General features: G+C 35.8%; 22 protein-coding genes. 4 read left to right on the forward strand and 18 right to left on the reverse strand.

Annotation, left to right across the window (positions count from 1 at the left end; all coding sequences use genetic code 11):
- Positions 1-98: 98 nt before the first annotated feature.
- Positions 99-752, forward strand: coding sequence for a sporulation membrane protein YtaF (gene ytaF / locus EB239_RS13175; protein WP_323053819.1), 654 nt, complete (start codon positions 99-101; stop codon positions 750-752).
- Between the two features lie 76 nt (positions 753-828).
- Positions 829-1494 carry a peroxiredoxin gene (locus tag EB239_RS13180; protein ID WP_003870032.1) on the forward strand — a complete coding sequence of 222 codons (666 nt, stop codon included), beginning with the start codon at positions 829-831 and terminating at the stop codon, positions 1492-1494.
- A 24-nt stretch (positions 1495-1518) separates the two neighbouring features.
- Here the strand turns inward: EB239_RS13180 and EB239_RS13185 are convergent, their stop codons facing one another.
- Positions 1519-2796 (reverse strand): serine hydrolase, encoded by a 1278-nt coding sequence (locus EB239_RS13185; protein WP_033426665.1) that lies wholly within the window; start codon positions 2794-2796, stop codon positions 1519-1521.
- Between the two features lie 122 nt (positions 2797-2918).
- On the opposite strand from EB239_RS13185, the gene ku reads away from it, so the two are divergent.
- Both ku and ligD read left to right on the forward strand, forming a co-directional pair.
- Positions 2919-3731 carry a non-homologous end joining protein Ku gene (ku, locus tag EB239_RS13190; protein ID WP_003870034.1) on the forward strand — a complete coding sequence of 271 codons (813 nt, stop codon included), beginning with the start codon at positions 2919-2921 and terminating at the stop codon, positions 3729-3731.
- A gap of 14 nt (positions 3732-3745) precedes the next feature.
- Entirely contained in the window at positions 3746-4669 is a 924-nt protein-coding gene (ligD, locus tag EB239_RS13195; RefSeq protein ID WP_003870035.1) for a non-homologous end-joining DNA ligase, read from the forward strand.
- A gap of 2 nt (positions 4670-4671) precedes the next feature.
- On the opposite strand, the gene EB239_RS13200 is transcribed toward ligD, so the two are convergent.
- The 17 genes from EB239_RS13200 to buk (EB239_RS13280) all read right to left on the reverse strand — a co-directional run bounded on the left by EB239_RS13200 (position 4672) and on the right by buk (EB239_RS13280) (position 20976).
- Entirely contained in the window at positions 4672-5061 is a 390-nt protein-coding gene (locus tag EB239_RS13200; RefSeq protein ID WP_003870036.1) for a secondary thiamine-phosphate synthase enzyme YjbQ, read from the reverse strand.
- A 105-nt stretch (positions 5062-5166) separates the two neighbouring features.
- The gene (locus EB239_RS13205; protein ID WP_003870037.1) at positions 5167-5583 is read right to left on the reverse strand and encodes an EamA family transporter; all 417 of its coding nucleotides are present in this window, start codon (positions 5581-5583) and stop codon (positions 5167-5169) included.
- A 349-nt stretch (positions 5584-5932) separates the two neighbouring features.
- Entirely contained in the window at positions 5933-7759 is a 1827-nt protein-coding gene (gene glmS / locus EB239_RS13210) for a glutamine--fructose-6-phosphate transaminase (isomerizing) (RefSeq protein WP_003870038.1), read from the reverse strand.
- A gap of 260 nt (positions 7760-8019) precedes the next feature.
- A complete protein-coding gene (gene glmM / locus EB239_RS13215) occupies positions 8020-9363 on the reverse strand; it encodes a phosphoglucosamine mutase (RefSeq protein WP_003870039.1) in 1344 nt (447 codons plus the stop codon).
- 68 nt (positions 9364-9431) lie between these two features.
- Positions 9432-10031 (reverse strand): lysophospholipid acyltransferase family protein, encoded by a 600-nt coding sequence (locus EB239_RS13220; protein WP_003870040.1) that lies wholly within the window; start codon positions 10029-10031, stop codon positions 9432-9434.
- Positions 10032-10152: 121 nt separating this feature from the next.
- On the reverse strand, positions 10153-10728 hold the full coding sequence (locus tag EB239_RS13225; RefSeq protein WP_003870041.1) for an indolepyruvate oxidoreductase subunit beta: 576 nt from the start codon (positions 10726-10728) through the stop codon (positions 10153-10155).
- Positions 10729-10734: 6 nt separating this feature from the next.
- Complete coding sequence (gene iorA / locus EB239_RS13230) at positions 10735-12468, reverse strand: indolepyruvate ferredoxin oxidoreductase subunit alpha (protein WP_003870042.1); 1734 nt, start codon at positions 12466-12468, stop codon at positions 10735-10737.
- 29 nt (positions 12469-12497) lie between these two features.
- A complete protein-coding gene (locus tag EB239_RS13235) occupies positions 12498-13388 on the reverse strand; it encodes a bifunctional enoyl-CoA hydratase/phosphate acetyltransferase (protein WP_003870043.1) in 891 nt (296 codons plus the stop codon).
- Positions 13389-13426: 38 nt separating this feature from the next.
- Positions 13427-13984, reverse strand: a complete 558-nt coding sequence (locus tag EB239_RS13240; protein WP_003870044.1) for a 2-oxoacid:acceptor oxidoreductase family protein — start codon at positions 13982-13984, stop codon at positions 13427-13429.
- A 2-nt stretch (positions 13985-13986) separates the two neighbouring features.
- Positions 13987-14736 (reverse strand): thiamine pyrophosphate-dependent enzyme, encoded by a 750-nt coding sequence (locus tag EB239_RS13245; protein ID WP_003870045.1) that lies wholly within the window; start codon positions 14734-14736, stop codon positions 13987-13989.
- The gene (locus EB239_RS13250; RefSeq protein ID WP_003870046.1) at positions 14736-15803 is read right to left on the reverse strand and encodes a 3-methyl-2-oxobutanoate dehydrogenase subunit VorB; all 1068 of its coding nucleotides are present in this window, start codon (positions 15801-15803) and stop codon (positions 14736-14738) included. The genes EB239_RS13245 and EB239_RS13250 overlap by 1 nt, the downstream gene beginning before the upstream one ends.
- A 15-nt stretch (positions 15804-15818) precedes the next feature.
- On the reverse strand, positions 15819-16031 hold the full coding sequence (locus tag EB239_RS13255) for a 4Fe-4S binding protein (protein WP_003870047.1): 213 nt from the start codon (positions 16029-16031) through the stop codon (positions 15819-15821).
- 14 nt (positions 16032-16045) lie between these two features.
- On the reverse strand, positions 16046-16720 hold the full coding sequence (locus tag EB239_RS13260; RefSeq protein ID WP_003870048.1) for a hypothetical protein: 675 nt from the start codon (positions 16718-16720) through the stop codon (positions 16046-16048).
- A gap of 14 nt (positions 16721-16734) precedes the next feature.
- The gene (gene buk / locus EB239_RS13265; RefSeq protein ID WP_208638277.1) at positions 16735-17808 is read right to left on the reverse strand and encodes a butyrate kinase; all 1074 of its coding nucleotides are present in this window, start codon (positions 17806-17808) and stop codon (positions 16735-16737) included.
- Between the two features lie 88 nt (positions 17809-17896).
- Entirely contained in the window at positions 17897-18964 is a 1068-nt protein-coding gene (locus tag EB239_RS13270) for a Glu/Leu/Phe/Val family dehydrogenase (RefSeq protein WP_003870050.1), read from the reverse strand.
- Between the two features lie 37 nt (positions 18965-19001).
- The gene (gene ptb / locus EB239_RS13275) at positions 19002-19898 is read right to left on the reverse strand and encodes a phosphate butyryltransferase (RefSeq protein ID WP_003870051.1); all 897 of its coding nucleotides are present in this window, start codon (positions 19896-19898) and stop codon (positions 19002-19004) included.
- A 13-nt stretch (positions 19899-19911) separates the two neighbouring features.
- Positions 19912-20976: a butyrate kinase gene (gene buk, locus EB239_RS13280; protein ID WP_208638278.1), complete on the reverse strand. Its 1065-nt coding sequence runs from the start codon at positions 20974-20976 to the stop codon at positions 19912-19914.
- Between the last annotated feature and the right edge of the window lie 199 nt (positions 20977-21175).

Consider the following 21175-nt stretch of genomic DNA (forward strand, 5'->3'; position numbering starts at 1 on the left):
TTCCTCCAGAAAATTTTTACAATATAATTATACCTTACATAATAAACTCTTTCAATAAAATCACACCTTCTCTATCTAACGCGTATTATAAATAGAGGCTGGATAGAGAGGAGTGTGAACATATGAAATGGCTAATTATTCTTGGTTTCGCAATATCATCAAGCATAGATAATTTTGGAGTAGGCATTTCCTATGGTATACGAAATATACGAATAAGCCTTTTTTGTAATACAATTATCGCAGTAATCGCTTTTTTGTTTAGCATATCTGGAATTGTCTTTGGCAAATGGTTAAATTCAATACTTCCAGGGTCACTCCCTATTTTTGTAGGAGCTTTTTTGCTGTTTATAATCGGACTTAGAATTATTTTACTGGCTGTCCCTCGTAAATCTTCTTCACAAAACACACAACAAGTATCATCAAAAACTACTTCTATAAAGGGAATTTTAGAAAATCCTGAAATTGTAGATTTAGATAAATCAGGAGAAATAAGTCTATTAGAAGCAATTCTTTTAGGAATTGCCCTTTCGGCAAATGCCCTGACAAACGGATTAGGAGCAGGGCTTTTGGGCTTTTCTCCCTTTGCTATATCTTTCACTACAGCAATTGGAAGCCTTGTTTCTGTATGGGCAGGAGTACAATTCGGGACAAAAGTTGCTAATATACGAATAGGCTCTTTTACTATCGGACAATTTGGCACAATTATAAGCGGGGTTATTTTACTTATAATAGCTTATAAAGCTTTGTTCTAACCTTTAAAATTATAACACTTGACATAATCCCTTGAATATAATGTATTGAAAAAAGTAAAAGCTAAGAGGTGATTTTATGGAAACAGAAGCAATAGAAAGTATCCCAAGAACTTGCCTTCCTCAAATAGGAGCACCTGCCCCAGATTTCAAAGCCAATAGCACTTTTGGACCTATAAAATTATCAGATTATAGAGGTAAATGGATTGTACTATTTTCACATCCAGGAGATTTTACGCCTGTTTGCACTACTGAATTTATAGCTTTCACACAAGTCTATACCAGTTTTGTAGAAAGAAATGTCCAATTGATAGGATTAAGTATAGACAGTAATCCTTCCCATTTAGCTTGGGTACAAAATATATACAAAAATACTGGTATAGAAATTCCTTTCCCTATAATAGAAGATAAAGATATGAAAATAGCAAAATTGTACGGAATGATATCCCCCGCAGAAAGTTCTACAAGTACTGTTAGAGCTGTATTTGTAATTGATGACAAACAGATACTTCGCCTTATACTGTATTATCCTCTCGAAATAGGTAGAAACATCCAAGAAATAATACGAATTATTGATGCACTGCAAACAGTAGATAAATACAAGGTTTTGGCACCCGCCAACTGGTATCCGGGTATGCCTGTCATCGTTCCACCTCCAAAAACTTATGCCGAACTTAAAGAAAGAGTTAAAAACATTGAAGGATATAATTGTACTGACTGGTATTTATGTTATAAAAAAGTTTAAGCCGGAATTTTCCGGCTTAAACTTTTACCTGCTTTGGAAATCGTACACCATCTTTGATATTTGCCTTATTACAGTATATGCATAAGAATCATCTGACCCATCTACATTGTTTGCCAAGACCGTCAAGATATAAGGCTTTGTGGGATGAAAAACTATTGCAGTGTCATTTACAACATTTGAAAGGTTGCCTATTTTGTGTGCTACTTCTATTTCATCAGGTATTGTATATGATATTCTATCGTTGTATATGGTATTTTTGAGATAATACATCAATTCTCCAGCTGTATCCGGATGAGCCTTCACATAATTTAAGAGATTTTCCATATACATACTCATATCTCTTGGGGAAGTAACATTGCTGTTATAAGGTATTACATTTGCTCCTAAGCTTTCCATGAATTTTATATAGTTATCTCGCCCTACAACTCTCATAATCATATTTGATGCTATATTATCACTCTCTTCAATCGAACGTCTTGAAAGCTCTCTTATAGTATAATAACTTCCAACAGGGTCTGCCTGTATAGAACCGGCACCCCCTTCATAGTCAGCTTGAGTGTATTGCACTTTCATATTAGGGTCTATTTTTCCATCGGTTATAAGAGTATAAAGGTAAAAGTTAAGAGGTACTTTATAAGTGCTTGCCGCAATAAACGAATCATAACCGTTTATTTCAAAAGTTTGCCCTGTATTTAAGTCAATAAAGTAAACTCCGTATTTACCAGGATATTGAGATATTAATGCCTGAATGTTATTTTTAAGTTCTTGATAATTTGTAGCATTGTTCAATTGCTGCGGTACTTCAACAGGCGGATGAGGAATTAAAATCTTTTGCCCAACATATAAACTATCCCCATCATTTAATCCATTTGCATCCATTATATTTTGGGCATTCGTTCCATGGCGCTTTGCTATAAAGTATAAGTTGTCACCTGGTTTGACAGAGTAAACTATCGGGTCAGCCCAGGAAACAGTTTCAAGAGCAGCATATGTCTTAGGACCTACAATTCCATCTGGCACAAGATTTTTGGACCTTTGAAAGTCTAAAACTCCATTTAATGTCATTTTACCAAATATGCCATCAACAGTACCTGTATCAAATCCCGCTTTATTTAACATAGCTTGTAATTCTTCTACATCAGTTCCATACGTCCCGCTATATAAAAGCCTTGACCCAAAAGTGAATTTTGGAAGATTTCTTGCATACGAAAATATAGGTATCAATACAACAATAGCAATAATAAGAATCCATGAAAGTATCTTTTTTATATTCTTCAATTTTATCCCCCCATTCAACTCCATATTATACTGTATATAACATCATATTTCAACAAATATATATATCCATATATACCAATTTACAAATATGATTTTATAAATAAAAAGTTTCTTAATGGGGATATTAATTATGAGGTGATTTAAATATGCGCTCAATGTGGAAAGGAGCAATAAGTTTTGGTCTTGTAAGTATCCCCATAAAACTGTATACCGCTACAGAAGACCATGCCATACATTTTAGGCAACTTCACAAAGAATGTAAATCCCCCATAAAATATGAAAAAATATGCCCTGTATGTAATAGACCCGTTTCAGATGAGGAAATAGTACGAGGGTATGAATACGAACCAGGTAAATTTGTCATTATAGATGATGAAGATTTGGAAAGGATACCTATGCCAACAGTTAAAACCATTGATATAGTAGATTTTACCGATATAGGACAAATAGACCCCATATATTATGACAAAACATATTTCATTGTACCTGAAGATATTGGTACAAAGCCTTATGTACTTTTAAGAGATTCTATGAAAGAAACAAAGCGAGTTGCAATAGCGAAAGTGGTAATTAGGTCAAAGCAAAACCTCGCATGCATACGAGTGTATGATGAAAAATACATGGTCATGGAAACAATGCATTTCCCTGATGAAATAAAAAACGCAAACCAGCTTCCTCCCTTAAGAGAAGTCAGCTTACAGGAAAATGAAATAAAAATGGCCAAACAACTTATTGATACTTTGACCTCCGATTTTAAACCCGAAAAATATGATGATAGTTACAGAAAAGCGTTAATTGAAATGATTGAGTCAAAAATACAGGACAAAGATGTAGAAATTCCCCAAAAAGCACCTGAAGCCGATAATGTTCTTGATTTAGTAAGTGCATTAAAAGCGAGTATTGAATCTGTAAAGAATGAAGAAAAAGCAAAAAAAGGACGCAAAAGAAAAGGCGCATAAAAGGAAGATTGAATATGTCTATGATAGAAGAAAAAATATCACCTATGCTGGCATCCAGCAGTGACCCTTTTGATAGCCCCGAATGGATATATGAAGTCAAATGGGATGGTTCAAGGACTATTGCTTTTATTTCAAATAAAACAAGACTTCAAGATAGAAGGCTTGTTGATATAACCCATCAGTTTCCAGATTTAGCATTACTTCATAAGCAAATAAAAGCAAAAGAAGCAATACTTGACGGTGAACTTGTAGTTTTAAAAAACGGCAAGCCCAGTTACAAAAACATTATGTCGAGAAAGCATCAACAAAATTTAGTAAAAATAAATCTTTTAAGCAAGATAATGCCCGTAATTTTCATAACATGGGATATATTATATTTAAACGGCAAATCTCTTGTAGAATTGCCACTTATAGAGAGAAAAGATATCCTTAGAAAAACAGTTAAAGAAAACGAGATCATAAAAATATCAGATTTTATATTTGAACATGGAAAAATGCTTTTTGAAGAGACAGGGAAAAAAGGACTTGAAGGAATTGTTGCCAAAAAAGCAGATTCAAAATATTTAATAGGAAAAAGGAGTAAACTCTGGCTTAAGTCAAAACATTTTATTGTAATAAATGCTGTTATTATAGGGTACAGAACTGACAAAACAGCCCTCATACTGGGGCTTTACGATGAGGAAAATAATTTAATAAACATAGGAAGTTGTGAATCAGGCCTATCCCAGAAGGAATTAAAAGCATTCTATGAAGTTGCCAAGGAGATAAAAGCCCCAGATAATTATTATAACTTTAAAGAAAAAAATGTGCAGTGGTTAAAACCCTTGCTAACATGTAAAGTGAGATTTATGGAATGGTCTGAAAACATGAAGATGAGGGCACCTTCTTTTATTCAATTTGAGTATAACGTAAAACCAGAAGAGTGCAGGTTTGAATAAACTCACTTCAAAAACTTAATATACACTCTTCTTCTCCTTGGACCATCAAACTCACATAAATAAATACCCTGCCAAGTTCCTAAAAGTGGCCTTCCATTTTCAATAATGAGAGTTACTGAACTTCCCATAAGAGACGCCTTGATGTGGGCATCAGAATTGCCTTCCATGTGTTTAAAACGCATATTAGGAATTATTTTTTCTAAGGCTGCCATTATATCTTCTCTTACAGTTGGATCTGCATTTTCGTTTATTGTAATTCCCGCTGTTGTATGGGGCACAAAGATAACACAAAGGCCATCAACAACGCCAGATTTTTTAATTTCTTGCATTACCATATCAGTAATATCCACCATAACTTCCCTTGTCGGTGTATTTATCTCCAAAACAACCATAACGACTCCTCCATTTTTTGTTTTCTGGATTTGCTTTTTATAATAGCAAATTGTTTAATGGCATGTCAACATGGATTATAAAAAAGTAAATCAAAAATGCAACATTTATTTCCATATCATCATAAATATACCTGCAGTAATAAGTACACTTGCAACTAACGTTTTTGCGGTGAATTGCTCGTTTAGGATAAAAAAAGATAAAGTTAAAGTTAGGACGATGCTGGATTTATCAATAAGTGCAACCTTTGATACTTCACCTATAGATATTGCCTTATAATAAAATAACCAGGACAAACCTGTCGCCAGTCCAGAGAGAATCAAAAAGATCCAATTTTGTTTTGTCAAACTTTTAATTCCATACTGTCCCCCTGTTGTAAATACAATACCCCACGCTAAAAATATAATAACAGTTGTACGAATAGCTGTAGCCAAGTTAGAATCCACGCCTTTTATGCCAATTTTAGCAAGAATTGAAGTCAAAGCAGCAAACAAAGCTGATAATATTGCAAATAATTTCCACATAATCCAACATCCCCTCAATGCAATTTTTACACTTAACTATTTTTACGTCTCACTTCAATTACTACTGCGTCTTAACCTTTTAACTTCATTATACTTGAGGAAGGAAAAAGTAGCAATATTAATAGTTGAAAAAAGTCGTTCCGTAGGAGAGGATTATGGATCAAGGAAAAAAGGGATAAGTGGCGTAAATCCCGAATTTTTCGAGGCTTTACCACTTATCCCTTTGTTATTCTATAAAGACTTAATCCTTAATCCTTTTCCCTTTCTCCTTCCCAAACGGAACCACTTTTTTCGCATGGGGAAAAGGTATAAATGAAAAATACACAACTCTTCAGCCTTTTGACCTCCATTACTCTACAGTTACTGACTTTGCAAGATTACGCGGTTTATCTACGTCACATCCTTTTTCTACTGCCATATAATATGCTAAAAGTTGCAAAGGCACAACTGTCAATACTGGAGTAAGCTCTTTAAGCGTTTCAGGTATATATATTACTTTATCTACAACGCCCTCAAGCTGCAAATTACCCTGCTTTGCAAAGGCGACTAAAAAACCACCTCTTGCTTTTACTTCTTTTATATTACTAAGCATCTTTTCAAAAAGGTCATCTTGTGTTGCAAGAGCTATCACAAGTGTTCCCTCTTCTACAAGGGCCAAAGTACCGTGTTTTAATTCACCAGCCGGATAAGCCTCTGAATGAATATAGGATATTTCTTTGAGTTTTAAAGAACCCTCCATAGCAACAGCATAGTCCAGTCCTCTTCCAATGTAAAATACGTCTTTTGCATTATAGTGTTCAGAGGCAAATTTTTGTATTACATCTTTGTTGTCAAGTAAATACTGAACTTTTTCAGGAAGTTTCTTTAATTCTGTGCAAAGTTCCATAACCTTTGTTTTAGTTATTGTCCCTCTTTTTATTGCAAGGTCCATAGCTACAAGATAGAGAGCTATAAGTTGCGTAGTATAAGCTTTGGTGGAAGCAACAGCTATTTCAGGACCTGCCCATGTGTATAGTACATCATCTGCTTCTCTGGAGACAGAACTTCCAACGACGTTTGTAATGGCTATAACTCTTGACCCTTTTTTCTTAGCTTCTTTTAATGCAGCAATGGTATCTGCTGTTTCCCCCGACTGGCTTATTACAATTGTAAGAGTTCTTTCATTTACTAAGGGGTTTCTATATCTAAATTCTGAAGCGACATCTACTTCAACAGGTATTCTCGCAAGATTTTCTATGACGTATTTCCCAACAACACCCGCATGATAAGCTGTTCCACAGGCTACAATAAAGATTTTATCTATCTTTTCAAGGTCTTCTTTAGTAATTTTCACATCATCTAAAACTATTTCTGAATCATCAATTATTCTGCCTCTTAATGTATCTTTTATAGCACTTGGCTGCTCGTGAATTTCTTTTATCATGAAATGTTCATAACCGCCCTTTTCAGCCGCCTCTACATCCCATTTTACTTCAAAAAGCGATTTTTCTACTTGCCTTCCAAACATGTCTATAAACTCTACGCTGTCTTTTTTAATTATGGCAATCTCATGATCATCAAGAAAATATACACTTCTTGTATGTTTTAATATAGCTGGGATATCAGATGCAATAAAGTTTTCACCATTGCCTATTCCAACTATAAGAGGTGCTTCTTTTCTTGCAGCTACAATCATATCGGGATTGTTTTTGCACAAAACGCCTAAGGCATAAGAACCTTCAATTCTGTCTAAAACTTTTTTCACAGCCTCTACTATATCGCCATTGTAATAATACTCCAGCAAATTTGCTACAACTTCTGTATCAGTCTCAGACTTAAAGGTATAACCTTCCTCTAACAGCCATTTCTTCAGTGGAAGATAGTTTTCAATTATGCCATTGTGGACTACTGCAATTAGCCCTGATTGGGATAAATGAGGATGGGAGTTTGTATCAGATGGTTCACCATGCGTAGCCCACCTTGTGTGTCCTATGCCTATTGTCCCTACCATATTATCTTTTTCAACAAGCTCTTTTAGGACGTTTAATCTTCCCTTCGCTTTCTTTATATTTATATTGCCATCATTTAAAATGGCAATTCCTGCCGAATCATAGCCTCGATACTCCAATTTTGTCAAACCTTCTAAAAGTATTGGCGTCGCCTGTTTATCGCCAATATATCCTACAATTCCACACATACTCGGTCTCCTCTCACTTTTGTAATAAATATTCATCCCTGCCCAGACTGCTTTATGCCACAGTCGCCTGTGGTTTTACCAGTCCTTTATCGGTCGCAGAAAACCGCAGGGCACCCGCCGATAACTCGATAAACCCTGTCCTCGTCAGCTTAAAGTATACACTTTAAGCCCAGGCGCTTTTTTAATTTTTAATCCTTACCTTCTTTTACTCTTCTTCAATAGGCATCCCCCCTTTCAAATAATACCTTTCGCACTTTTATTTAATTTAATTTTCTTTCTATTAATTCAGCAAGTTCTTTTGCCATTTGACTAATTTTATCAGAATCTTTTCCTTCTACCATAACTCTCACAAGAGGCTCAGTACCCGAGGGTCTTATAAGTACTCGTCCTTCTCCTCTCATTTCCCTTTCTAAGTTTTCAATTTCCCTTTTTATTTCTTCATCCTCTAAATAAGCATGTTTTAACTCATTTTTTACTTTTGCGTTTATAAGAACTTGTGGGTAAGTAACCATGCAGGCAGCTAACTCTGACAATTTTTTGCCACTTTCTTTTAAAATAGAACAAAGTTTTAAAGCAGTAATTTCCCCATCTCCAGTAGTATTGTCATTAAGGAAAATAATATGGCCTGATTGTTCGCCACCAATAGAATATCCGCCTTTTATCATTTCTTCTAAAACATATCTGTCTCCTACTTTTGTCCTTATGAGATTAATCCCTTGCTCTTTAAGTGCAATCTCAAAGCCTATATTGCTCATAACTGTTGCCACAACTGTGTTATTTTTTAACCTACCTTTTTTCTTTAAATCTATAGCACATATTGCCATTATGTGGTCTCCATCAACAACATTTCCTTTTTCATCAACTGCAATAAGTCTATCAGCATCTCCGTCAAAGGCTAAACCTATGTCGGCCCCATTTTCTATGACGAGTTGTTGCAATTTTTCAGGATGAGTAGACCCACAATTGACATTTATCTTTTCCCCTATAGGCTCTGCTCCATGTAATATGACTTCCGCCCCTAGTTCTTTAAATAGAATTGGCGCTACTGTGCTGCTAGCTCCATAAGCACAATCAATTACAATTTTCATTCCTTTTAAATCCCCATCAATAGTAGACTTTAAGAACTCTATGTAATCTCTATGAGAATTTGTGTATTCTTTCCTGGTACCTATTCCCGTCCCAATAGGAGAAGGCAACTCAATTTTTTCTTTTATTATATTTTCTATTCTATCTTCTACTTCATCTGGCAATTTATACCCATTTTTATCAAAAAATTTTATCCCATTGTACTCTACGGGATTATGAGATGCCGATATCATAACTCCAGCATCTGCTTGATATAATCGGGTAAGGTAAGCTACCGCTGGTGTAGGAATTATCCCCACACTTATGACCTCCGCCCCTACAGAGGTAAGACCAGCAGCTAATGCGCATTCTAGCATGTCGCTAGAAATACGGCTGTCTTTTCCCACTACAATTTTGGGCCTATGACTTCCTTCCGTCAAAGCATATGCTCCTGCTCTTCCTAGTTCAAAAGCAAGTTGTGGAGTCAAGTCATAATTAGCTATACCTCTAACACCATCTGTACCAAACAACCTTGCCATTTTCTATCTCCTCTCAATAAATCATACGATAATATTTTATCACAGTGAAAACCATATTTCAATTTACACTATTCCTCCAACATTGTTAATATATTTTGCATAACTTTGTCTCTCAATTCAACAATTTCCATCTTTATATCAATATTCAGATTTGGGTAAATTGGTTCCCCTATTTTTAGTTCAATTTTTCCCCTAAATTTGGGAAAATATTTGCCAAAAGGTAGTATTTCTCTTGTGCCTTTTATAGCCACTGGCACAATGGGCTTTCCCGATTTATATGCTATATACATAGCCCCTTCATACATTTTTTCTACTTTGCCAGTTGGTGATATTCCTCCTTCTGGAAATAATCCTATAGAATTTCCTTCCTTTAGTCTAAATAACGCTTGTTTTATGGCATTTAAATCAGGCGAATTTTTCTTTATGGGAATTGCTTTATCAATTTTTAAAAAATATTTTAAAAAACGCCTTTTATAAAGTTCAGAACTTGCTAAAAATATAACGGGTCTTTTTACAGAACAGGCTACCACAACTGGGTCTAGCAAACTTTGATGGTTTGCAACAAAAATACAAGCTCCCTCAGGCAAATTTTTCTCATATTTTACTTCAAAGGAATAGAATATCTTAAGAATCAATTTAGCAATAAGCCGTAAAATTCTATATAACAAAAAAATAATACCTCCCTTCCTCTAATGACAAATTCAATAAAGTCAGCGCTATAAGATATATTCGCCACAATCTTTAACAATCCTTCTTTTAATAAAAAATGGAGGAAATTATCTCCCCCTCTTAGATTACCTCCAGCCCTTTTCTAAAGGCATTTGTATTTAATTCAACAAATTTTTGTGGCACGTTATTTTTTATTACCTCTTCCCAATCAATGCCTTGTAGTCCTAAATATTTAACAAGTACTCCTAAAAGAACTATATTTTGAGCCTTTATATTTCCAAGGCTCTCTGCTATTTTATCTGCATCTACTGCAATTGTCTTTACGCTTTTTGATATTTCCTCAATTAAGTTCTTGGGATACTCTTCTTTGCTTATGAGCACAGAAAGTGGAGGTATTTCTACCGTATTTACAATGACAACGCCGTCTTTTTTAAGATAATTTAACCATCGCACAGCTTCCATTTTTTCAAAGGCTACGATAACATCAGCAGCCCCAACTTCAATGACTGGAGAATAAACTTTTTCTCCAAACCTTATTTGAGTATTGACACTTCCTCCTCTTTGAGACATGCCGTGGACTTCTGACATTTTTACATCATAACCACTTTTTAATAGTCCTTCCGCCAAAACATTACTGGCTAGAATAGTGCCTTGCCCTCCTACCCCTACCATTAATATGCTTTTCACTTCTTGCACTTTATTTCACCTCACCTTTTCTATAGCATCGAAAGGACATACCTGCATACAAACTGTACATCCGGTACACTGGTCAGGGTCTATGCTAAATATTCCATCTTTTTTGCTTATAGCAGGACAACCTATCCTTAGACACAAACCGCATTTTTTGCATTTATCTTGGTCTATTCTACACTCTCCCTGAGGTCTCGGAGGAATCAAAGCACAAGGTCCCTTTGCTACAATTACCATTGTATCGTCAGTATTCATAGCTTCATCAACAGCATTTTCAACTTCTTTTAAGTTAAAAGGATCAACCACTCTTACTCTTTTTACTCCTATTGCTTCACTTAATTTCGCTATATCTATTTCTGGAGCCTCTTCTCCCATCAAAGTTTTCCCAGTTCCAGGATTGTGCTGATGCCCCGTCATAGCTGTTATGCGGTTGTCAAGAATTATAGGTACAGCATTTCCTTTATTGTAGACTATATCAATCAAACCTGTTATTCCTGAATGGAAGAAAGTTGAGTCACCTATTACACTAAAAATCTTTTGTTTCCTTCCTTTGTGTTCATTGGCCTTTTGGAATCCGTGAGATCCAGAAATACTTGCTCCCATGCAAACACAGGTATCTATAGCTTCCAGTGGAGGAGCTGCCCCTAAAGTATAACATCCAATGTCGCCTAAGACTGGAACTCTCTTTTTTTTCAATACGTAGAAAACTCCCCTGTGAGGACATCCTGCACAAAGCATAGGAGGTCTACCTGGCACTTTTGTATCAACTGATATATGCTCTAATTCTTCACCCTTTATAGCTTTTCTTATTATACCAGGATTTAATTCCCCTACTATCGGCAATATCTCTTTGCCTATGACTTTTATTCCTAAGCTTTTTACATGTTCTTCGATGTAAGGTTCCAATTCCTCTACAACGTATAGTTTTTTAACTCCTTCTGCGAATTTTTTTATAAGCTCTGATGGCAAAGGATAAGTCATTCCTAATTTTAAGATTGAAACTTCATCTCCAAAAACTTCTTTTACATAAAGATAGCTTATACCACTGGTAATTATGCCAATTTCTCTATCATTCCATTCTATTCTGTTAATAGAAATTTCTTCTGACAATTGTCTTAAAGCCTTTAATCTTTCTTCTACAACTACATGCCTTTTTTGTGCATTAGCAGGCACCATTACATATTTAGGAATATCTTTTTTATAAGGTTTCATCTCTACATTTTGTCTTTCACCTAATTCTACTACTCCTTTGCCATGACTTACCCTTGTTGTAAGCCTTAACAAAACAGGAGTATCGTACTTTTCACTTATGTCCAATGCGTATCCTACAAAATCTTTACATTCTTGACTGTCTGAAGGTTCTAACATGGGTATTTTAGCAAATTTTGCATAATACCTATTGTCCTGTTCATTTTGTGATGAGTGCATTCCAGGGTCATCTGCCGTTACAATTACACAACCCCCATTAACACCTGTATATGCAAAAGTGAAAAGTGGGTCTGCTGCCACATTAAGGCCAACATGTTTCATAGCAGCAAGACTTCTTGCGCCTGCGATAGAAGCACCAATTGCTGCTTCAACAGCAACTTTTTCATTTGGCGCCCATTCAGAATATATTTCTTTGTACTTAGCTATATTCTCTATTATCTCTGTGCTTGGTGTACCAGGGTATGCAGCAGCAAAAGTGATGCCGTACTCATAAGCACCTCTTGCTACTGCTTCATCTCCCATCATTATTTTTTTCATTCATTTTCCCCCCATTTAATTTATCGTTATCAAAAAGATACTGCACAGGCAAAAGCTATAGAATTAAACTTATCTTCGTGGGAATCAGCTCTTGAAACTAGAACAATTGGCGCTTTTGCTCCTACCACAATTCCCGCACTTCTTGCCTTTGCAAAATAAGTAAAGCTTTTACCTAAAGCATTTCCTACCTCTATAAATGGCACCAACAAAATATCGGCATCTCCTGCAACCTCACTTTTTACTCCTTTGTGAATTGCCGCCTCTTTGCTTATGGCAAGGTCAAAAGCTAAAGGACCATCTACTATTCCTTCTATCTCACCTCTTTGGTTCATTTCCTTTAATTTAGCGGCTTCAACAGTGGAAGGCATTTTAGGGTTTACCACTTCTACCGCCGACAAACAGGCTACTTTAGGATTTTCTATTTCTATAGCTTTTGCCACTTTAATAGCATTTTTTAAAATTTGCACTTTTTCTTCTAAAGTAGGACTAATATTCATTCCTCCATCAGTCAAAAGCAATAACTTGTGATAGTTGGGAATTTCATAAACCATTACATGACTGAGTAATCCTTCTCCTCTAATGCCGTATTCGCTGTCAAGAACAGCCCTTAAAAGAGTAGCAGTAGGAACAAGACCTTTCATGACAAAAGAAGCCCTACCTTCTCTAACTTCTAAAACTGCCCTTTTGCATTTTTCCGACTCTTCTTTTTCATCAATTATTTCATATTGCTTAATATCAATGCCTATATCTTTTGCAATAGTTTCTATTTTTTCTTTAATACCTACCAATATAGGATTTCCTATCCCTTCTTTTCTTGCAGATTCGCATGCTAACAATACTTCACAGTCTTCTGCCCCTGCCACAGTAAATATTTTATTGAATCCTTTTGCTTTCTCTACAATTTCACTTAATTTTTTCAAATTTACACCTCCTACAGAAAAAATAACCTCCGAAGAGGTTATTTTTTAGTTGTAATGAGACTTTTTACTAATTCTGCTCCCCTATTTAACGCTTTTTCATTTATAGGCATCAAATGCTCTTTACCTTTGCCAAAGACCTCAGGCAGAGCTTTTAGTACTGTTTCCATTTTTACAACTTTAGTAGCTTCTATGAAAGCTCCTAGCATCACCATGTTAGCAATTTTTAAATTACCCAATTCATTAGCAATATCATTGGCAGGTATCTCATACACTTCTATATCTTTTCTCTCTGCTTTTCTATCTACTAATGAAGTATTTATGAATAATTTTCCACCTGGTATCACATAAGATTCATATTTGTCTAAAGAAGGCCTATTCATTACAACTACAGAGGTAGCCTCTGTAATAATTGGAGAGCCTACTTCCTCATCTGATACAGTGACATTACAATAGGCAGTTCCTCCTCTCATTTCAGGACCATAAGAAGGAGTCCAAGACACATTTTTCCCTTCAAACATTCCCGCATAGGTAATTATAAGCCCCATTGATAAAACTCCTTGACCACCAAAGCCTGCAAAAATTATTCTTTCTTCCATAATTACTTAACCTCCTCTAAGGTGTTTTTATACACACCCAAAGGGTAATACGGTTCCATGTGCTCTTTTATCCAATTTAATGCCTCTACCGGTGTCATACCCCAGTTAGTAGGACAACTAGAGAGCACTTCTATCATAGAAAACCCCTTTTTTTGTATTTGAGCTAAAAATGCATTTTTTATGGCTTTTTTAGCCTGCATTACATGTTTTACATCGTAAACAGATACTCTTTCAATATATGCTGTACCCTCAAGGGTTGCTAGCATTTCACTCACTCTAATGGGATAACCATTTATTTCTGGCTTTCTTCCGTAAGGAGTAGTAGTTGTTTCCTGACCAATTAATGTAGTAGGAGCCATTTGTCCTCCTGTCATTCCATAGTTAGCATTGTTGACAAAAATAACTGTTATATTTTCTCCCCTTGCAGCCGCATGAACAATCTCTGCTGTTCCAATAGCTGCTAAGTCTCCATCTCCTTGATAAGTAAACACAATTTTATCAGGATGAACTCTCTTAATACCTGTAGCAACTGCTGGAGCCCTCCCATGAGCTGCCTCTTGCATATCACAATTAAAATAGTCATATGCAAATACAGCACATCCTACAGGAGCAACACCTATTGCCTTATCTAAAACATCTAACTCTTCCATAATTTCAGCTACTAACCTGTGGATTATACCATGAGTACAGCCTGGACAATAATGAAAAGGCGTATCTGTCAATCCCTTTGTTTTTTGAAATACAACAGCCATTATTTCACACCTCCTGCAATTTTCCTAATTTGTTCTAGCATCACAGATGGTTCTGGTATCATACCACCTGGCCTTCCGTAGAAATAGACCGGCTTTTTGAATTGTACTGCAAGTTTTACATCTTCTACCATTTGTCCCATGCTCATTTCTACAGTCAAATAAGCTTTTGCGGTATCAACTGTCTTTTCGAAAGGCTCTTTCGGGAAAGGCCACAAGGAAATAGGTCTTATTAATCCTACTTTATACCCTTCTCTTCTTGCAATATTCATCACATTCTTTGCTACGCGGGCAATAGTACCATAAGCAACTAAAATAACATCCGCATCTTCGCAATTTATCATTTCATATCTCACTTCATTCTTTTCAGCCTTTGCATATTTTTCAAATAATTGATAATTATATTTCTCTAATACAGGTGGATCGATATATAAAGAATTGATTATGTTTCTATGCTCTCTATTTCCTCTTCCTGTAGTAGCCCATGTTTTTTCTGGAATATCTCTCTTTCTTTTTTGAATATTTTCAAAATCTACAGGTTCCATCATCTGACCTAACATCCCATCTCCCAATATAACAACAGGGTTCCTATATTCATCTGCAATATCAAAAGCTTCTTGGACTAAATCTGCCATTTCTTGGATTGTAGAAGGAGCAAGGACAATCAATCTATAATCTCCATGGCCTCCTCCTTTTGTAGATTGAAAGTAATCTCCTTGAGCTCCTTGAATGTCTCCTAATCCTGGGCCACCCCTCATTATATTCACAATTACACAAGGTACTTGAGCACCTGCAAGATATGAGATACCTTCTTGCATAAGACTCAAACCAGGGCTGCTGGTGGAAGTCATAACACGAGCTCCTGCTCCACCTGCTCCATATACCATATTTATAGCAGAAACTTCACTTTCTGCTTGTAAAAATACGCCACCTACCTCTGGCATTCTCTTTGCCATGTAAGCTGTAACCTCATTTTGAGGTGTTATAGGATAACCAAAGTAATGTCTACACCCAGCTTGAATAGCTGCTTCCGCTAACGCCTCATTACCTTTCATTAATACCTTAGCCATCTTACTCCCCTCCATTTATTTTATAACTGTTATAACAGTATCAGGACACATCATAGCGCAAAATGCACAACCTATACATTTGTTCATATTTTCCGGTTTAACAGTGGCAGGATGATATCCCTTCACATTTATTTTGCTCATGTCCATTTCAATAATTTTCTTGGGACAAGCATTTACACACAATTCACAACCTTTACATAAATCTTCATTAAAAATAACTTTTGCCACATAAATTCCTCCTCTCACATTTTATCCCATGGAGTTTTCATATAAAGGTCAATTGGAAATATCGGATATCCTAAGTCAGGAACTTTGTTGAGCAATTCTCTTTTTACAGTCACCATCTTAATAGGTATCCCTGTAATTTTTGAGACTTCCTCCACCACTTTTTGACCTTTTAAAATATCCTCTACTGTTGTTTCATAAGATAAATGAGTATTGTTTACCAAATGAGTTACTTTAATTTTAGCTGCTTCTTCAATCGATTTAAGATATTCAATGACCGATTCTACATCTTTTGTAAGTGGCCTGTTTACATTAACTACAAATAATACTTCTGCATCTTGATCCTTTATTATATGCCGATACTGACCTAATGGAGTTGCTCCTACATCGTCTCCCCCAACATCGAAGACTGCATATTTATCCTTGCTGTATAATGCCCCATAGATGTTGCGGGAAATAGCAGGCACATCTGCATTCATATATTTCTCTTCTACTCCTGCTACTCGTATTCTCCACTTATCAAAAAGTTCTTTTCTCACTTCCCTCGACCTAAAATATGGATTTACAATATCTAAATCGACTATTTCTACCTCTTTTCCTGATTCTCTTATAAACTTAGCATAATTTATTGCAACCTCGGTCTTACCTGTACCGTAATGCCCTACTACAATTGTCAACCTTTTGAAATCCATTATCCATCATCCTTTTAACTATACATTTTAGCTTTTTCTTCACCGCTAAGTACCCGATATGCCCCCTGCGCCAAAGCTAACATTTCATCCTCACCTGGATATACATAAACAGGAGCTATAAATTTTACCCTTTCACTTATCCTTTTTACAAAATCCTCGTTATACGCAATTCCACCTGTAATTCCTACTGCATCTACATGGCCTTTTAAAACCACTGCCATCGCTCCAATTTCCTTAGCTGTCTGATAGGCCATAGCTTCTAAGACCAATTCTGCTTTTTTATCTCCTTCTTCAATTTTTTTATAAACTTCTCTTACATCGTTAGTGCCTAAATGTGCCACTATTCCCCCTTGTCCTATTAACTTCTTTTTCATCTCCTGATAGGTGTATTTACCACTATAACATAACTTTACTAAGTCAAGTACAGGAAGTCCTCCCGCTCTTTCTGGAGAAAAAGGCCCTTCCCCATTTAAAGCATCATTTACATCTACTACCCTGCCGTGTTTATGAGCCCCAACAGATATACCACCACCTAAATGAGCAATAATTAAATTTACTTCTTCGTACTTTTTGTGTAAGTCAGCAGCTAAACGGCGAGCAATTGCTTTTTGATTTAACGCATGGAATATACTAGATTTTTCAATCTCAGGCATCCCTGTTATTCTCGCTACATCCTCTAACTCATCCACTACTACAGGGTCTACTATATAAGCTGGAATATTGTGTTCTTTAGCTAAAGTATAAGCAATTATACCCCCTAAATTGGAAGCATGTTCTCCTCTTTCAGCCTTCTTTAAATCCTCTATCATTTTTTCATTTACAATATAAGTTCCACTTTCTATTGGCTTTAAAAGTCCGCCTCTCCCTACTATTGCATCAATTTCTGAAAGAGAAATGCCTTTTTCTTTTAACATATTTAAAATCGCCTGAGTTCTAAATTCAAACTGGTCAATAATACTTTTATACTTACTAAGCTCTTCAGTATTGTGCCTTAAAGTTTCAGTAAAAAGGGGCACTGTGTCCTTAAACACAGCAACTTTTGTAGATGTAGAGCCGGGATTTATCACAAGAATTAAAGGCAAAACAATCCCCTCCGTGCTATCAATTTATATTATATTACACTTCCTTTTTCTATCAAAATTTTTAAGGAAAGGGCAAACAAAAAACCGCCCACCCTTATTTGACAATATAATTGTCTTTTACAGCAGCAATGGTCTTTATCCTCTCTTCTGCCACTCTATCTGCTGCTGCATATGTCGGTATGTTCTCTTCTTTAGATTTCTGTATAACCTTTTTCACTGTATCAAATATCATAGAAACTTTTCTCATAGCCCTATCTCTGTTATAGCCAGAAGGATTGAGCTCATCAGCTACATTTATAACCCCACCAGCATTTATAATGTAATCAGGCACATAGAGTATACCTTTCTCTTGCAATATATCCCCATGCCTCTCTTCTTTTAACTGGTTATTAGCTGAACCTGCTACTATCTTACACTTAAGTTGCGGTATCGTTTCATCGTTTATTATCGCTCCCAAAGCACAAGGCGCAAATATATCGCATTCTACCCCATAAATCTCATCCGGTTTCACATATTCAGCTTTAAATTCCTCTACTGCCCTCTTTACATTGTCTTCAAATATGTCTGTCACAATTAGCTTTGCCCCTGCTTCATATAAGTGTTTCGCTAAATTGTAGCCTACATTTCCTACACCTTGTATTGCAACTACTTTTCCTCTTAAATCTAAAGTTCCAAAAATCTCTTCAGCAGCTGCTTGCATACCCCTATAGACTCCATAAGCTGTAAAAGGAGACGGGTCTCCACTGGTTTCTGCTAACCCTGCTACATATTTCGTCTCATAGCGTATATATTCCATATCTTTTAAGTTAGTTCCAACATCTTCTGCTGTTATATATCTTCCTTTTAGAGACTCTATATATCTTCCCAAGCTTCTAAATAGTGCTTCAGATTTATCTGTTCGAGGGTTTCCTATTACAACTGTTTTACCTCCACCTAAGTTTAGGCCCGCAGCAGCATTTTTGTATGTCATTCCCCTTGCAAGCCTTAATGCATCATTTATTGCATCCTCTTCTGAGTCATAAGTCCACATCCTACATCCGCCTAAAGCAGGACCTAAAGTCGTGTCATGAATTGCAATTATCGCCTTAAGACCTGAAGTCTTGTCATGGCATAAAATCACATTTTCATAATCTTTAGTTTCCATTATTTCAAATATTTTCATAAAATATCTCCTCCTATTTAATAATCAACTTAAATAATCAAACATTAGAAGCAAGAGATGCCAACATTATAGAATTAAATTTAGCTTCACTGGAGTCTGCCCTTGAAGTCAAGACAATCGGCCTTTTTGCCCCCATTATTATTCCTGCTATCCTTCTTTCTGCTATATAGGTTATAGCTTTATACAGCATATTACCAGCTTCAATATCTGGAACTAAAAGAATGTCAGCATTACCTGCAACAGGGCTTATTATCCCTTTATGCCGCGCTGCTTCTACTGATAAAGCATTATCAAGAGCCAACGGCCCATCTATTATAGCCCCTTTGATTTGACCTCTTTCACTCATTTTTGAAAGTATTGCTGCATCTAATGTGGCTTGCATATCAGGATTAACTGTTTCAACAGCTCCTAAAACTGCAACCCTTGGAGCATCAATTCCAATTTGCCTTGCAACGTCTACTGCATTTAAAATTATGTCTATTTTCACTTTCAAATCAGGGGCAATATTCATTGCTGCATCTGTCAAAAGGATAAGCCTGTTATAAGGAGATTCAAAAACAGCCACATGACTTAAAGTTCTTCCAGTGCGAAGACCAATTTCCTTATCTAAAACAACCCTTAATATCTCTGCCGTCTGTACAAGGCCTTTCATCAATATATCAGCTTTGCCTTCGCTCACAAACTTTACAGCTTCGCGACAAGCTTCTAAGTTACTTTTTGTGTCTATTATTTCGTGATCCTTTAAAGGCATTGATATTGAAGAAGCTATCCTTTCTATTTTTTCTTTATCACCAACTAATATTGCTTTTACTATTCCTCTTTCATGAGCTTCTTTAATCGCTTCTAATACATCTTCATCTGCCGCTTGAGCTACTGCTATAGTTTTGGGAGGCAAGTCTTTTACGTAATTATACATTTCTTCAAATGTTCTCATATCATACACCTCATCAGCTATAAATCTTGGGCTTTTCAATATTTCTTAAAACTCTTAATGCACCATCTCTTAAAGCTTCCATTTCATCTCCCCCTGGATAAAGAGTTATAGGTGCAATAAAGCTCGTCATATCAATGATTATCTCTATTAGTCGTTTAGAATAAGCAAGTCCACCAGTTAAAATTATTGATTTCACATCCCCCTTTAATACTGCCGCCATTCTGCCAATTTCCTTTGCAATTTGATAAGCCATAGCTTCAAAAACTAATTTAGCTTTTTTATCACCATTTTGTATTCGCTTTTCTACTTCTCTCGCATCATTTGTCTCAAGATGTGCTACCATCCCACCCATACCTACAATTTTTTTCTTCATCTCATCAAAACTGTATTTACCAGAATAACAAAGGTCAACAACTTTCATCGATGGCAGGCTTCCTGTCCTCTCAGGAGAAAACGGCCCCATTTGATTTGCATTGTTTACATCTACAATTTTTCCTCCTTTAATTGCTGCTACAGAAATGCCTCCCCCCATATGAGCCACAACAAGATCCAATTCCTCTTCTTTAACACCATTTTCCATTGCATATCGATGAACACACGCTTTTATGTTTAAAGCATGAGATTGACTTTTTCTTGGAAGCTCAGGAAGGCCAGAAATTCTTGCAACATCTTCCATTTCATCAACAGCTACAGGATCTAATGTATAAACAGGAATATTATGCTTATCTCCTATAGCTCTTCCAATTAGTCCACCGAGATTTGAAGCATGTTCACCTCCAACTCCCCTTTTCAAATCCTCAAGCATAATATCGTTTACAAAATAAGTACCACTTTGAACGGGTTTAATAAGTCCTCCTCTTACCACAATTGCAGATATTTCTTTCAAGTTTATGTTGTTTTGCTCTATCCAATCATTTATAGCATTTAACCTTAAATCAAATTGCTCAATGATACTCTTATATCTTTTAAGCGCTTCAATGTCGTGGACAATCTCCGTTTTTACAATTTCTTTTTCCTCTTCATACAATGCCACTTTAGTAGAAGTAGAACCCGGATTAATAACTAAAACTTTCAACAGGTTCACCTGCCCTTCTTAATACATAATATGAAGTTCTATTACAATTTTTGAGTGTTATTAAAAATTTTTTAACCTTACAATATTTTAATTCTACATATTTGTCAAAAATCCTTCTCTTAAATTAAAATTTTTTTATAAAGACTTTATATTTTGTGGAATTGATAGATTTTTAGCAAAATTAACAGGCGGGAAGTACCCG

It is taken from the genome of Thermoanaerobacter ethanolicus JW 200 (genome assembly GCF_003722315.1).
Classification (GTDB): Bacteria; Bacillota; Thermoanaerobacteria; order Thermoanaerobacterales; family Thermoanaerobacteraceae; genus Thermoanaerobacter; species Thermoanaerobacter ethanolicus.

Coding starts and splice junctions, on each gene's coding strand:
- EB239_RS13180 (WP_003870032.1), top strand. CDS start 829: ATGGAAACAGAAGCAATAGAAAGTATCCCAAGAACTTGCCTTCCTCAA.
- EB239_RS13185 (WP_033426665.1), bottom strand. CDS start 2,796: ATGGAGTTGAATGGGGGGATAAAATTGAAGAATATAAAAAAGATACTT.
- ku (WP_003870034.1), top strand. CDS start 2,919: ATGCGCTCAATGTGGAAAGGAGCAATAAGTTTTGGTCTTGTAAGTATC.
- ligD (WP_003870035.1), top strand. CDS start 3,746: ATGTCTATGATAGAAGAAAAAATATCACCTATGCTGGCATCCAGCAGT.
- EB239_RS13200 (WP_003870036.1), bottom strand. CDS start 5,061: ATGGTTGTTTTGGAGATAAATACACCGACAAGGGAAGTTATGGTGGAT.
- EB239_RS13205 (WP_003870037.1), bottom strand. CDS start 5,583: ATGTGGAAATTATTTGCAATATTATCAGCTTTGTTTGCTGCTTTGACT.
- glmS (WP_003870038.1), bottom strand. CDS start 7,759: ATGTGTGGAATTGTAGGATATATTGGCGATAAACAGGCGACGCCAATA.
- glmM (WP_003870039.1), bottom strand. CDS start 9,363: ATGGCAAGGTTGTTTGGTACAGATGGTGTTAGAGGTATAGCTAATTAT.
- iorA (WP_003870042.1), bottom strand. CDS start 12,468: ATGAAAAAAATAATGATGGGAGATGAAGCAGTAGCAAGAGGTGCTTAT.
- EB239_RS13240 (WP_003870044.1), bottom strand. CDS start 13,984: ATGGAAGAAAGAATAATTTTTGCAGGCTTTGGTGGTCAAGGAGTTTTA.
- EB239_RS13245 (WP_003870045.1), bottom strand. CDS start 14,736: ATGGCTGTTGTATTTCAAAAAACAAAGGGATTGACAGATACGCCTTTT.
- EB239_RS13250 (WP_003870046.1), bottom strand. CDS start 15,803: ATGGCTAAGGTATTAATGAAAGGTAATGAGGCGTTAGCGGAAGCAGCT.
- EB239_RS13260 (WP_003870048.1), bottom strand. CDS start 16,720: ATGGATTTCAAAAGGTTGACAATTGTAGTAGGGCATTACGGTACAGGT.
- EB239_RS13270 (WP_003870050.1), bottom strand. CDS start 18,964: ATGAAAATATTTGAAATAATGGAAACTAAAGATTATGAAAATGTGATT.
- ptb (WP_003870051.1), bottom strand. CDS start 19,898: ATGAGAACATTTGAAGAAATGTATAATTACGTAAAAGACTTGCCTCCC.